11 protein-coding genes are annotated in these 12,904 nt (G+C 67.6%); 5 read left to right on the forward strand and 6 right to left on the reverse strand.

From position 1 onward, the window contains the following. Positions 1-85: 85 nt before the first annotated feature. The 3 genes from O0K41_RS12580 to gap all read right to left on the reverse strand — a co-directional run bounded on the left by O0K41_RS12580 (position 86) and on the right by gap (position 5,258). A complete protein-coding gene (locus O0K41_RS12580; RefSeq protein ID WP_049448768.1) occupies positions 86-1,462 on the reverse strand; it encodes a DUF3999 domain-containing protein in 1,377 nt (458 codons plus the stop codon). Then, positions 1,459-4,128 (reverse strand): DUF2339 domain-containing protein, encoded by a 2,670-nt coding sequence (locus O0K41_RS12585; RefSeq protein WP_049448770.1) that lies wholly within the window; start codon positions 4,126-4,128, stop codon positions 1,459-1,461. Before O0K41_RS12585 ends, O0K41_RS12580 begins: the two co-directional genes overlap by 4 nt. Positions 4,129-4,253: 125 nt before the next feature. Next, positions 4,254-5,258 carry a type I glyceraldehyde-3-phosphate dehydrogenase gene (gene gap, locus O0K41_RS12590; protein ID WP_005414333.1) on the reverse strand — a complete coding sequence of 335 codons (1,005 nt, stop codon included), beginning with the start codon at positions 5,256-5,258 and terminating at the stop codon, positions 4,254-4,256. 191 nt (positions 5,259-5,449) lie between these two features. On the opposite strand from gap, the gene O0K41_RS12595 reads away from it, so the two are divergent. From O0K41_RS12595 to O0K41_RS12605, 3 genes are all read left to right on the forward strand, one after another. Beyond that, positions 5,450-6,079, forward strand: a complete 630-nt coding sequence (locus O0K41_RS12595; protein WP_005410839.1) for an OmpW family outer membrane protein — start codon at positions 5,450-5,452, stop codon at positions 6,077-6,079. 268 nt (positions 6,080-6,347) lie between these two features. Beyond that, positions 6,348-7,166, forward strand: coding sequence for a S1/P1 nuclease (locus tag O0K41_RS12600; protein WP_005410840.1), 819 nt, complete (start codon positions 6,348-6,350; stop codon positions 7,164-7,166). 11 nt (positions 7,167-7,177) lie between these two features. Next, positions 7,178-7,978 (forward strand): MBL fold metallo-hydrolase, encoded by an 801-nt coding sequence (locus O0K41_RS12605; RefSeq protein WP_164222754.1) that lies wholly within the window; start codon positions 7,178-7,180, stop codon positions 7,976-7,978. Between the two features lie 55 nt (positions 7,979-8,033). Here the strand turns inward: O0K41_RS12605 and O0K41_RS12610 are convergent, their stop codons facing one another. Genes O0K41_RS12610 through O0K41_RS12620 form a run of 3 tightly spaced genes read right to left on the reverse strand, consistent with a single transcriptional unit; the run spans position 8,034 to position 10,151 of the window. After that, on the reverse strand, positions 8,034-8,597 hold the full coding sequence (locus O0K41_RS12610; RefSeq protein WP_024958475.1) for a hypothetical protein: 564 nt from the start codon (positions 8,595-8,597) through the stop codon (positions 8,034-8,036). Then, positions 8,594-9,793, reverse strand: coding sequence for a TonB family protein (locus tag O0K41_RS12615; protein ID WP_164222751.1), 1,200 nt, complete (start codon positions 9,791-9,793; stop codon positions 8,594-8,596). The genes O0K41_RS12610 and O0K41_RS12615 overlap by 4 nt, the downstream gene beginning before the upstream one ends. Further along, positions 9,786-10,151, reverse strand: coding sequence for a BlaI/MecI/CopY family transcriptional regulator (locus tag O0K41_RS12620; RefSeq protein ID WP_012481135.1), 366 nt, complete (start codon positions 10,149-10,151; stop codon positions 9,786-9,788). Before O0K41_RS12620 ends, O0K41_RS12615 begins: the two co-directional genes overlap by 8 nt. 118 nt (positions 10,152-10,269) lie before the next feature. Between O0K41_RS12620 and O0K41_RS12625 the strand changes: the two genes are divergently transcribed. Both O0K41_RS12625 and O0K41_RS12630 read left to right on the forward strand, forming a co-directional pair. Next, positions 10,270-10,827: a flavin reductase family protein gene (locus O0K41_RS12625; protein ID WP_099604843.1), complete on the forward strand. Its 558-nt coding sequence runs from the start codon at positions 10,270-10,272 to the stop codon at positions 10,825-10,827. A gap of 34 nt (positions 10,828-10,861) precedes the next feature. Next, positions 10,862-12,814: an acetyl-CoA hydrolase/transferase C-terminal domain-containing protein gene (locus O0K41_RS12630; protein ID WP_088436871.1), complete on the forward strand. Its 1,953-nt coding sequence runs from the start codon at positions 10,862-10,864 to the stop codon at positions 12,812-12,814. Positions 12,815-12,904 lie beyond the last annotated feature (90 nt).

Consider the following 12,904-nt stretch of genomic DNA (forward strand, 5'->3'; position numbering starts at 1 on the left):
CCCCCAGACAACCCACCCGCCCGGCCAAGCGCGGCTTTTGCTCGAAGAACGACCACCCACGAGGGGCTGCGCCGTTCGCTGGAACCTATTCCGAAGGCGCCGGCTTCTGCCGAAGCAGGCTGACCGCCAGGCCGCCAACAACCAACACACCCAGCCCCAGCAACGCCCACAGCAACCACGCCTTCCAATCGTGCTGCGGCTTCAGCGCCGCGTCACCGGCCAGCGGCTCCGGGCTGCCCTCCAGGCGCGCCAGCGTCGGCTGCCACGAAGGATCATTGCGCTGCCGCAGTTCCTCGATCAACACACCGATCGGCGCTTCCATGCGGCGCGCGGTCGCGCTGCCCACTGCCAATGCATACGGCGCTGCCCCCTGGCTGAGGAACACCAGTACTTCCGGCTGGTAGCCCAAGCGCAGGGTCGGCGCGGTCGCAGTTTCCGCCGGATTCGCCACCAGCTTCCAGTAGCGGTCACGATGCACGCCCCCCAGCGGCTGGGCCGCTGATTGCTGGCGCTGGCCCTGCGCGCCCTGCTGCAGTTGGTACGCAATCCATGGCGCACTGCGGCGCTGCCATTCCGCACTCTCGTCATCGCGGCTGAACAACGTCCACTGCACCAGGCTGTTGTCGGTGCTGGCCACATCCGCGCGCGCTACCGGGAAGCGGCCATCCATCTCGAAGGTGTACTCGCCCTTGCCCTTCGAGGTCGGTTCCAGCGACAACCACTCCCACGGCAATGTGGCCGGTGCCGGCGGTAACTCGGCCAGTACGCTGCGCAGCGTTGGCAACCGTGCATCGCCCTGCGCCAGCACGCGCAGATAGCGCGCCTCGCCGTCCACCTGCAGGCGGCGCTGCAGCAGGCGCTTGCCAGCACGCTGCAGGTCGACCAGCGGGATGTCACGCCCGATCGGACGCCAGTGCTGCAGGTCGTCGCTGGCATCCAGCTGCACCTGCGCCTGCAACGGCTGTCCGCTGTCAGCCCAGTCCAGCACCAGTGCCGCCAACGGTTGCTGGCCGAGCACGCTGGCATCGATCAGCCAACCACCCTGCCCGTTCGCTGCCGCACCGCCGCTCACGCGTGCTTCGACGCGACGGACACGGCCATCGGTATCGCGCTCGGTCAGCAACTGCAGATCGTTGCGCTGTGCTTCGGCCAGCGGCGGCAGCGCGAACCACGGCAGCTCACGCTGCACCGGCGGCTGTGCCAGCGGCTGGTCGGGCGCCAGCAGCGCCGATGGCAACGATTGGCCGGCGGCGTTGAACACCTGCAGGTCACCCAGGTCTGCGGCACCTGCACGGCGATAGATCGCCGGCTCCAGAACCACCCTGTACGCACCGGACTGTGCGCTGGACAGCGTCAGCGGCCACTGCTCGGCGTACTGCGTGCGGTAGTCGGCGGCCTGCACCGCGACGGCGGCCAGCATGCCGAACATCGCCGGCAGCAGCGCCCTGCTCCACTTCCTCATTGTTTTTCCTCCACGGACGGCGCCGCGCTGGGCGGTGCCGGTGCCAGATAACCCACGACCGTGCACAGCAGGCCGTAGGCGATGAACGATGCGATGCCCAGCAGGTTGCCCAGGTGCTGGCGATCGACGATGACCAGCTTGGCCAGCACCACGCCCATCAGCACGGCACCGACCATCCACAACACGCGCTGGCCACGGCGCGATCCCCACACCCAGGCAATCACGCCGAGCACGCTCCACAGCACGGTCAGGCTGGTCTGCGCGAGGCTGGAACGCATCATCGACGCACTCCACGACAGGCCACCCCACTGATGCACGCCATGCAGCACCACGCTGGTCAGCGCGACGAACGTTGCCAGTGACAGCAGCGGCATGCGGATTCCCGACAGGGTCTTCGGCGCCTGATCGCTGTACAGCCAGCGTGCAAGCAGCAACAGGCTCAGCCACTGTCCGAGATCGGCCGGATTCAATACCGGCAGCCAGAGCAGCGGCGCAGCATCGCCCGGCAGCAGCTGTCCGAACAGCCAGCCGATCGACAACAGGCCGAACAGCACACACTGCAGCGGCTGGCGCACGCGATCGAACGCTGCACCCAGCGGCCAGCGCAGCGCATTCCAGCGCCACAGCGACAGCGCCGCCATCAGCAGCCACGGCACCGTCACCAGCAATGTGGTCCAGCCCTGTGCCAACCCGGCCTCGCCACCGCCCCACAGGGCCAGCAGCGAAAGCAGAGACGGCCACAACAGCCACCACAGGAACTGCGCGATGCGCGCCACGCTGTCGCCCCCCTGGCGCAGGCAGAGCAGCGTGCGCACGCCCATCACCGCGAACACCGCCCAGGCCAGCGCACCGTAGCCGGCGAACGGCTGATGGTGCGCGTCGCTCTGCATCAGCGCCAGCGGGAAGCCCAGCGCCAGCATGGCCAGCGCGGTCACGCCCAGTGCGCGTGCCGGCTGACGGCGCTGCATTTCGGCGGCCAGCCAGGCAGTGACGGCGGCCAGCACCAGCAACGCGTCCACTTCGGTGCGGTACGGGAAGAAGCGGGTGATCTCATGCACCATGCCGCCCAGCCACCACAGCAGGCCCCACAGGTAGTAGACCAGGGCGATCTCACGGCGTGACCTGCGCTGGTAGCTCCAGGCCGACGCGAAGCCGGCCAGGGCCAGCAGCAGCGCCCCGATGGCAGTCGGATTGATCAGGAAGCGCAGGTCCTCATGCCAGTGATCGCCACCGGCCACGAAGGCGAACGCAGCGCCCATCTGCAGCAGCGCGCCGGACACCTGCGGCAGCCAGCGCTTCTGGCGCAGGCCCAACCAGGCCAGTCCGGCGCCTTCCAGCGCGAAGACCGCGCCGGTGGCCCGCGCCGACAAGGCCAGCGGCACCGCCAGCGTGGCAAAGCCCACCGCCAGCACCGCGTGCGACTGCGCCAGCACGGTGTACGACGCGCGCCTGATCAACGCCCACGCCAGCGCCGCGTAGATCGCGGCCAGGCCCAGTGCGCACAGCGCCAGCGTCATCGGCTGCTGGTACAGCATCCCCGCCTGCAACGAGAACGCGACCAACGGCGTACCGAACACCAGGCTGCCATCGACCAGGTCACGCTGCCCGGCGGGCTGCCGGCGTGCGTAGAGCAATGGGATCAGCAGGTAGAAGGCGAAGAACAGCAGCAGGAACGGCTCGGTGCTGCTGAACTTGTCAGGCGCGTACTGCAGCACGCCCCAGAACGTGCCGATACCGAAGGTGAAGGCGAAGCCCAGCAGGTTCAGCGCGCGCCACGGTCGGAACCAGGCAATGGCGAAGATGCCGGCGTTGAGCACGGCGTAGTAGCTGAACAACCCCACGTGGTTGCCGCTGCCGGTGGACAGCCACAGCGGTGCCATGAAGCCGGCGAGGATGCCCAGCACCGCCAGCGTGCGCGAGTTCTGCACCACCGCCAGCACGCACAGCGCGGCCACCAGTGCAATGGAGCTGACGAAGGCGAAGCCCGGCGGAATCAGCTCGAAACGCTTGAAGGCCGCGAAGATGGTCAGCAGCAGCACGCCGATGGCACCACCCTGCAAGGCCAGCGCAAACAGGCGCCGACGCTCGCGCTGGTGCCAGCCGAACGCCAGCAGGCCCAGTGCACCGACGGTAACACCGGCCAGGCGCAGCTCGATCGGCAGCACCAGCCAGCCCTGGTCGCTGACGTACTTCAGCAGCGCAGCGACACCGGCCAGCAGCACCAGCATGCCGATCTTCACCGGCACGTTGCCCTCGGTGAACCAGCGCTTGACCGCGCCAATGCCGCGCTCGATGAAGTTCGGCAGCGCCGGTCCGGAAGGCAACGGTGGCTGCATCGGCGCGGGTGGCACCGGCGGTGGTGCGATCGGGCGCGGCGCCTCCGTTGCCGCAGGCACCGCTTCGCGCACCGGCGTTGGCTGAGGCGGGGGCGGAGGCGGAGGCGGTGCAGCAGCCGCCACCGGCCGCAGGAACGGTGGATCGGCACTGGCCACAGGGGGGGCCGCAGGCCGTTCAGGCGCGTGCATGGCGGCGACCGGCGCGGCAGCCATGGCGCTTTCCAGCGCGGCGACGCGGCGGCGCAGGCCGGCAATCATCACCAGCGCCACCACCAGCAGCAGCGGGATGGCCAGCAGGACCAGTACGACCAGGGCAATCAGTGCTTCCATTGCGTGCTTCCATAGCGTTCCCGCGCCCCAGCGGCAGCGGTCGACCGGCCCATGCTACGACAGGGCCGGCCCCATAAACGACGAACCCCGGCCAGGCCGGGGTTCGTGTGCGATCTTCGCCGGCCTTACTTGGCGGCGATGACCTTGGCCATTTCCAGGCACTTGTTCGAGTAGCCCCACTCGTTGTCGTACCAGGTGACCAGCTTGACGAAGGTGCCGTCCAGGGCGATGCCAGCGTCGGCGTCGAACACCGAAGTGCAGGTTTCGCCGCGGAAATCGGTGGCCACCACCTTGTCTTCGGTGTAGCCCAGGATGCCCTTCAGCGGGCCTTCGCTCTGTGCCTTCACTTCCGCGCAGATCTCGGCGTAGGTGGCTTCCTTTTCCAGTTCGACGGTCAGGTCGACCACCGACACGTCCGAGGTCGGGACGCGGAAGCTCATGCCGGTCAGCTTCTTGTTCAGTTCCGGGATGACCACGCCGACGGCCTTGGCCGCACCGGTGGACGACGGGATGATGTTCTCCAGGATGCCACGGCCACCGCGCCAGTCCTTGTTGGACGGGCCATCGACGGTCTTCTGGGTGGCGGTTGCCGCATGCACGGTGGTCATCAGGCCGCGCTTGATGCCCCACTTGTCATTGATGACCTTGGCCAGCGGGGCCAGGCAGTTGGTGGTGCACGAGGCGTTGGAAATGATCGCCTGGCCGGCGTAGGTCTTGTCGTTCACGCCGTAGACGAACATCGGCGTGTCGTCCTTCGACGGCGCCGACATGATGACCTTCTTGGCGCCGGCATCGATGTGCTTCTGCGCGGTTTCCTTGGTCAGGAACAGGCCGGTGGCTTCCAGCACCACGTCGGCACCGACTTCATCCCACTTCAGGTTGGCCGGGTCGCGTTCCTGGGTCAGGCGGATCTTCTTGCCGTTGACCAGCAGGTCGTTGCCCTGCACCGCCACGTCGGCCTTGAAGCGGCCGTGCACGGAGTCGTACTTGAGCATGTACGCCAGGTAGTCCGGCTCCAGCAGATCGTTGATGGCCACGATTTCGATGTCGTCGCCGAAGTTCAGCACCGCCGAGCGCAGGACGTTACGCCCGATGCGACCGAAACCGTTGATACCAACCTTGATTGCCATTTCTCAAGCTCCTGCGGCCGCTACGGGTGCGGCGGGATGGATAGGGCCCACAAGTCTAGCAAACCGGGGCTGGCCACCGTGGGCCAGCGCCCGGGCCAGAGGGCCGGCGGACAGGATTTGATCCGGATCAAAGCGTTAGCACGGCGTGAGGCCGAGACTGTCGCCATCCACCCAGCAACGAGATCACCCCCATGCGCAAGACCTCCCCCCTGATCCTGGCCGGCCTGGCCGCCGCCCTGTCCCTCGCCGCCGCCCCGGCCATGGCCCAGTCCAAGGGCGACTGGACCGTCTCGGCCGGCGTCCACCAGGTGGCGCCGAAGTCGAACAACGGCTGGCTGGCCGGCCACACGCTGAAGGTCGACGTCGACAACGACGTCAAGCCGACCATCACCGGCGAGTACTTCATTGCCGACAACCTGGGCATCGAAGTGCTGGCCGCGCTGCCGTTCAAGCACGACATCAACATCAATGGCCTCGGCCGCGTCGGCAGCACCAAGCAGTTGCCGCCGGTGGTGACCCTGCAGTACCACTTCAACAGCAAGGGCAAGGTCTCGCCGTTCGTCGGCGCGGGCGTGAACTACACGACCTTCTTCAGCGAAGACACCACCGGTGCGCTGGCCGGCAGCAAGCTGAAGCTGCAGGATTCGTGGGGCCTGGCCGCGCATGCGGGCATCGACTTCGCGATCGGCGAGAAGGGCGCCCTGCGTGTGGACATGCGCTGGATCGACATCGACAGCAAGGTGAAGTTGAACGGCGAGAAGATCGGCACGGTCAACATCGATCCGCTGGTCTACGGCGCTTCGTACGTCTTCAAGTTCTAAGCGGTGTGTTGGGCGGGGGGGGGGGGGGGGGGGGGGGGGGGGGGGGGGGGCGCGGGGGCGGCGCCCCCGCTCCCCCGCCATACGCAAAACCCTCGCAGCATGTTGCCCCGGTGATTGCCGGGGCTTTTTTGTGCCTGGGACTGAAGCGGTTCCGGAGCTGGGGCGAGGCGGGGAGCAGAGCCGGGACACGCCGCGCCTCCCGCTGCGCTCCCGCTTCGGAACAGGAACGCGCCGCTCTTCAATCCACCTACCCCGCTAGAATGTGCACATGAAAGCCCTGCATTCCCTGTTCCTCGCCGCCGCCCTGGCGCCGGCCCTGCTGTCCGCTTCCGCCCCGGCCCATGCCTGGGGCGCGCAAGGCCACCGCCTTGTCGCCGAAGTCGCCGACGCCCGCCTCAATCCCACCGCCCGTGCCGAAGTGGATCGCCTGCTGGCCACCGAACCGGACGCCACGCTGGCCAGCATCGCGCCCTGGGCCGACCAGTTGCGCGCCAAGGACCCGGGCCTGGGTCGTCGTTCGGCCGGCTGGCACTACGTCAACATCGCCGAAGACAATTGCCATTACGAAGCACCGAAGCACTGCAGGAACGGCAACTGCATCGTCGAGGCCCTGAAGGCACAGAGCACCATCCTCGGCGACCGCAGCCTGACCGATGGCGAGCGTCTGCAGGCGCTGAAGTTCGTCGTGCACCTGGTCGGCGACATCCATCAGCCGATGCACGCCGGTTACGCGCACGACAAGGGCGGCAACGATTTCCAGCTGCAGTTCGGCAACCGCGGTACCAACCTGCACTCGCTGTGGGACAGCGGCATGCTCAACACCCGCAAGCTGGACGACGCGGGCTACCTGCCGCTGCTGCAGAGCCAGCGCGCGCCGAAGCTGGCGCGCCAGTCCAACCCGCAGCGCGACCCGCAGACGTGGGCCGAGGCCAGCTGCCGCATTTCCATGCAAGCTGGCGTTTATCCGGCCACGCGTAAAATCGGTGACGAATACACCGAGCGCTACCGGCCGCTGGCCGAAGCGCAGTTGCGGCTGGCCGGTGAAAACCTGGCGCAGTTGCTGAACCGCGTGCTCGGCGCGCGCTGAGGAGGGTTCCAATGTCGGTCCAGGTGCAGTCGTTCTTCCACCGTGACAGCAATACCTTCAGCTACCTGGTCAGCGACCCGGCCAGTAGCGAGGCAGCGCTGATCGACCCGGTCCTGGACTACGACCCGGATACCGACGCCAGCAGTGAAGCGCCGCTGCATGCCGCGTTGCAGGCCATCGAGCAACACGGCCTGCAGCTGCGCTGGCTGCTGGAAACCCATGCCCACGCTGACCATGTGTCGGCCGGGCACCGCCTGAAGCACCGTTTCCCGCAAGCCACGCTGGCCATCGGCGAAGGCATCCGCGCGGTACAGGCAACGTTTGCACCACGCTATGGCCTGCAGCTTCCTGCCGCAGATGAGATCTTCGATCACCTGTTCAGCGACGGCGAAACCTTCGCTCTGGGCGAACTGCGCTGCCAGGTGATCGCCGTGCCCGGCCATACCAGCGACAGCATCGCCTACCTGATCGACGATGCGCTGTTCACCGGCGACTCGCTGTTCATGCCCGATGGTGGCACCGCCCGCTGTGACTTCCCCGGTGGTGATGCCGCGCAGCTGTACCGCTCGATCCAGCGCCTGCTGGCCCTGCCCGATGCAACGCGCGTGTTCGTCTGCCACGACTACGGCCCGGGTGGTCGTGATTTCGCCAACGAAACCACCATCGGCGAACAGCGCGCGCACAACATCCACGTGCATGAGGGCGTAGCCGAGGCGGAGTTCGTCAGCGTGCGGCAGGCCCGCGATGCGACGCTGGAAGAACCGAAGCTGATGCAGCCAGCGGTGAAGGCCAACATCCAGGGCGGGGCCTGATCGACGCCGCTGTACTGGCCGGGCATGGCCCGGCGCCACCCGGCATCACGCGCGATCATTTTCCCTGCGTGCGGACCGTCTGCCGGCCCTTCACGACCTCGAAGGTGAAGGCGTACTGCAGGGTGACGGCCACCGGTTCGACCCGCTCGGCACTGCGGCAGTCGCCGCGATCAGCCGGCACTTTGCCTGCCGCGAAGTGACAGACTGCGGCGGAGGAGTACTTCCACATGGCAACCGCCTCCTGCGCTGCCTGCAGCAAGGGCGCATTCTCCGGTGCCTCACCCGCACTGCATTCGCTGCGGTCGGTCAGCGGGATGCTGCGCTCAACGCTGCCCTGCGCATCCACCACCACCTGCAGGCAGACCGTAGTCGGCGGCAGCGAGGTGCGTGGATCACGCTCGCCCACTACCGGGTCCGGTGCCGTATGCAGTTGTGGCATGCGGTAGCCTTCGCTGGCGGCCAGCGCGTAGGGCTGGATCTGGCCGGTCCCTCCCCCCGCATCGGGTCGCAGGCGCTGGTGACCCACATTCTCGCTGCGGGTATCGGCCGTGGTCAGGCGATCCTGGGTTGCACATCCCGCCAGCAGCACCGCCATCATCAGCAGCGGCGCTCGCTTCACTTCGTGTCCTCGGTGTCATCCATGGCGTAGGTAATCGGGACGCGCACGGCACCGGCCACCGGCTTGCCGTTCTTCACTGCGGGCCGATAGGTCCAGCTGCGCGCCGCAGCAATCGAGACAGCATCGAACACCCCCGGATTGGTGGCGCTGAGCACCTGGACGTCGGTGGGACGGCCTTGGGCATCCACTTCCACGCGCAGGTTCACCACGCCCACCTGGCGCTGCTCGACCGCAGATTTCGGATAGGACGGCGGCGGCATCTTGTCGACCTGGATCTCCCGATCCATGACGGACCCTGCCGGGCCTCCCGCGCCTCCGCCCTGGCTGGCCCACGCCACCGCTCCCATTCCCAGGCACAACCCGACCACCAGTACCTGTCCCGACACCCACGGCAATGCCTTCCGCTTGGACTGCTTCAACATGGCGATGCGCTCCTTCAACACGGGTTGGCTGCGCCAATGGCAGACCGCGGGCGCAACCGGGTGGGCCAGCTGCGCCTTCAGCAGCGTGCTGGCGTAGAGGCCGCGCAGCGCAGGCTGCGGGCCGATGGTGCGGGCATCGCAGGCCAGTTCCTGGTCGCGCAGGAAGCGGCGTGCGGCCCAGGGCAGCAGCGGGTGGAACCAGAACAGCGCGCGCACCAGCAGCAGCGCGCCGTTGGCCCAGTGGTCGCCATTGCGACGGTGGCTGCGTTCGTGCTGCAGGATCAGGTGCTGTTCCTGTGCACTGAAGTGCTGGTCGAAGTCAGGGCCAACCACGATGCGCGGCCGCCACAGGCCAACCAGCGCTGGCAGGCCCGGGTCGCCGCTCGCCTGCCAGCTACCATCGGTGCGCGGCGTCAGTGGACCCATGCTCCGTTCGAAACGGCGCTGCGCACGCAGGTCGCGCAGCAGGCAGAGGCCCGTGCCCACGGCCCAGAATGCCAGCAACAACCCGGCCCATGGCAAGGACTGGCCGGCCGCGCCATCAATGGCACCGGGCAGCACTTTCAGCGGCAGCGTGGGTACCTGCTGCAACAACGCAACCTGCGGCAACGGCAGCATCAGTGCCACCAGCAGCATCGGCAGCAGCCACCAGCTGCGGTATGCCAGACCAGCGCCCCCCAATCGCACCAGCAGCGGCCGCATCACCGCCAGCAGGACCGCGCCCACCGCCAACCACAGGCTGCCCTGCCACACTCCGTTGAGCAGCTCAGTCATGGTCCAGCTCCTGGATCAGTTTCTTCAGTTCGGCGATGTCCTGCGCACTCAACTGGCCGCGTTCGCTGAAGTGCGCGACCAACGGCGCAACGCGCCCTTCAAAGACACGGCCGATGAAGTCCTGGCTCTGCGCCTCCACCCACGCCTGGCGCTGCAGCAGCGGGCGGTACAGGTAGCGCCGGCCATCACGCTCGGCGGCGATCGCGCCCTTGGTCAGCAGACGATTGAGCAGGGTCTTGATGGTCGGTTCGGCCCAGTCGCGGTGGGCCAGTGCGGCGACCACTTCATCGGCGCTACGCGGTGCCTGCTGCCACAGCACCTCCATCACAACAGCTTCGGCTTCGCTGATCGGGGTCATGGTTTACATCCGTAATCGACACCGCGATTACGCGCGTAATCGAATCATCTGTCAAGCCCCTCGACTCCGGGTTCATCCCGGCTGCGCCAGCATCGATTCCACCCGCCCCGGGATTCGGATGAAAGCGCTGCGCAAGAAGGATTTCCCGGTCGAGCAGGCCCGCCGCTTCCTCGAACCTGGCCCGATCGTGCTGGTCAGTACCGCTTGGCGTGGCCAGCGCAACCTGATGACGATGGGCTGGCACATGGTGATGGACTTCTCGCCCTCGCTGGTCGCCACCTACCTCTGGGACGCGAACCACAGCCATGCGCTGGCTCGTGGCAGCGGCGAATGCGTGATCAACGTGCCCGGCGTGGAGCTGCTCGACACCGTGGTGGACATCGGCAACTGCAGCGGCCGCGAGGTCGACAAGTTCGCCCGTTTCGAGCTCGATGCGCTGCCCGCGCGCGATGTCGGCGCGCCGCTGGTCGGCCAATGTCATTCGAGCTTCGAATGCCGACTCTACGACGACAGCCAGGTGCAATCGAGCAACCTGTTCATCTGGGAAATCGTGCGCGCCCACGTCGCGCCCCGGCCGAAACTGCCGCGCACGGTGCATTACCGGGGCGATGGCCAGTTCATGGTTTCCGGCGCCGAAGTCTCGCGTCGACGGCGGTTCAAGCCCGACATGCTGTAATGCCAGCACTCCCCCACACGCAGGACCGCCGCGCATGACCGAACACCTCACCGACCTGGACGCCGCCGTCGACTGGTTGTTTGCGCGCGTGGACGGGCCGCTGCGGATCGGGGCACCGCTGGCACTGGGCAAGCCGCATCGGCTGCTCAATGCCCTTTATGCACGCGTCGAGCACGATCCGTCGCGACCGCTGCAGCTGTATACCGCGCTGTCGCTGAACCCGCCGAAGGCGCGCGGCAACGGCCTGGAAGCGCGCTTCATGGCGCCGTTCGCGCAGCGCCATTTCGGCGACGATTTCCCGCGCCTGGCCTATGCCGATGCGATCGCGCGCGATGCGCTGCCGGCACATGTGCAGGTGGAAGAGTTCTACATGCAGTCCGGCGCCCTGCTCGGTTCGCGGCAGGCGCAATCCAGCTATACCAGCCTGAACTACACCCACGCCGCCGATGCGGTCGCGCAGCGCGCGCCGCAGGTGATCGTGCAGAAGGTGGCGATGCGGCCGAACGATCGCCGGCTTTCGCTGTCGTGCAACAACGACATCACCCAGGACACGCTGGATGCGATGACCGCGCGCGGGCTGCCGCGACCGTTGCTGATCGCCGAGATCGATCCGCAGCTGCCTTACATGGGCGGCTCGGCCACGGTCGATGTGTCGTTCTTCGATCTGGTGATCACCCCGCCGCCGCCGTACCCGGCGCTGTTCGGGCTGCCGCGGCAGCCGGTAGGCGATGCCGACTACGCCATCGGCCTGTACGCCAGCACGCTGGTGCGCGACGGCGGCACCCTGCAGATCGGCATCGGCACGCTGGCCGACGCGCTCAGCCATGCGCTGGTGCTGCGCCACACCGACAACGCGCGCTACCGCCGCGTGCTGCATGCGCTGGATCCACACCTGGCCAGCCACCCGCTGGTGCAGGAGATCGGCGGACTGGATCCGTTCGAGGTGGGCCTGTACGGCTGCAGCGAGATGCTCAACGAAGGCTTCCGCCGGCTGGTGCAGACCGGGGTGATCAAGCGCAAGGTGCACGACGACCTGGCGCTGATGCAGCGCATCGAGAACGGCAGCACGCTGTCCATCGACCACGCCACCCTGGCGGCCGAGGGCGAGTACCTGCACGGCGCGTTCTACCTGGGCTCGCCGGAGTTCTACGAGTGGCTGCGCACGCTGCCGGAAGACGAATGTCGTGCGATCGGCATGCGCCGCATCAGCGAAATCAACCAGCTGTATGGCGGCAACGAGACGCTGGAGCGCCTGCAACGCCGCCATGCGCGCTTCTTCAACTCCTGCATGATGGCCACTGCACTGGGCGCGGCCGTGTCGGATGCGCTGGACGACGGACGTGTGGTGTCCGGCGTGGGTGGCCAGTACAACTTCGTGGCGATGGCACATGCCCTGCCGGAAGCGCGCAGCGTCTTGATGTTCCGCGCGGCGCGCGATGACAAGGGCCAGCGCGCATCCAACGTGCGCTGGAACTACGGGCACACCACCATCCCCCGCCACCTGCGCGACATCTACCTCAACGAATACGGCATCGCCGATCTGCGCGGCCTGACCGACGAGGACTGCGTGCATGCGATGACCGCGATCACCGAGGCCCCGTTCCAGGGTGGCCTGCTGCAGCAGGCACAGGCCTCGCGCAAGCTGTTGGCGGCGTCCCAGCCCGACCCGCAGCGCCTGCAGCGCAATACGCCGCAGGCACTGGCCGCGGCACTGGCACCGTTCCGCGCCGACGGCAGCCTGCCGGACTATCCGCTGGGCAGCGACTTCAACGAGATCGAGCAGGTGCTGGTGAAGGCGCTGGGTTGGCTGAAGGCCAACACGCAGACCCGCGGCGACAAGCTGCGCACGGTCTGGGCGGCTCTGCGGCAACCGGCCGGCGACGGCGATGCGGTGTACCTGCAGCGCATGGGCCTGCAGGCACCGAAGGACTTCGCCGAGCGCCTGGACGCGCGCCTCCTGCGGCTGGCACTGGCGCGCACCGCCTGAGAAAAGGGGACGGAGGGGATTAAGTCGCATGTGCACAAACGACTTAATCCCCTCCGTCCCTTTTTCCTGCGGCAAAGAAAAGGCCGGCGT

This window comes from Stenotrophomonas sp. Sm2128, assembly GCF_030985535.1.
Classification (GTDB): domain Bacteria; phylum Pseudomonadota; class Gammaproteobacteria; order Xanthomonadales; family Xanthomonadaceae; genus Stenotrophomonas; species Stenotrophomonas maltophilia.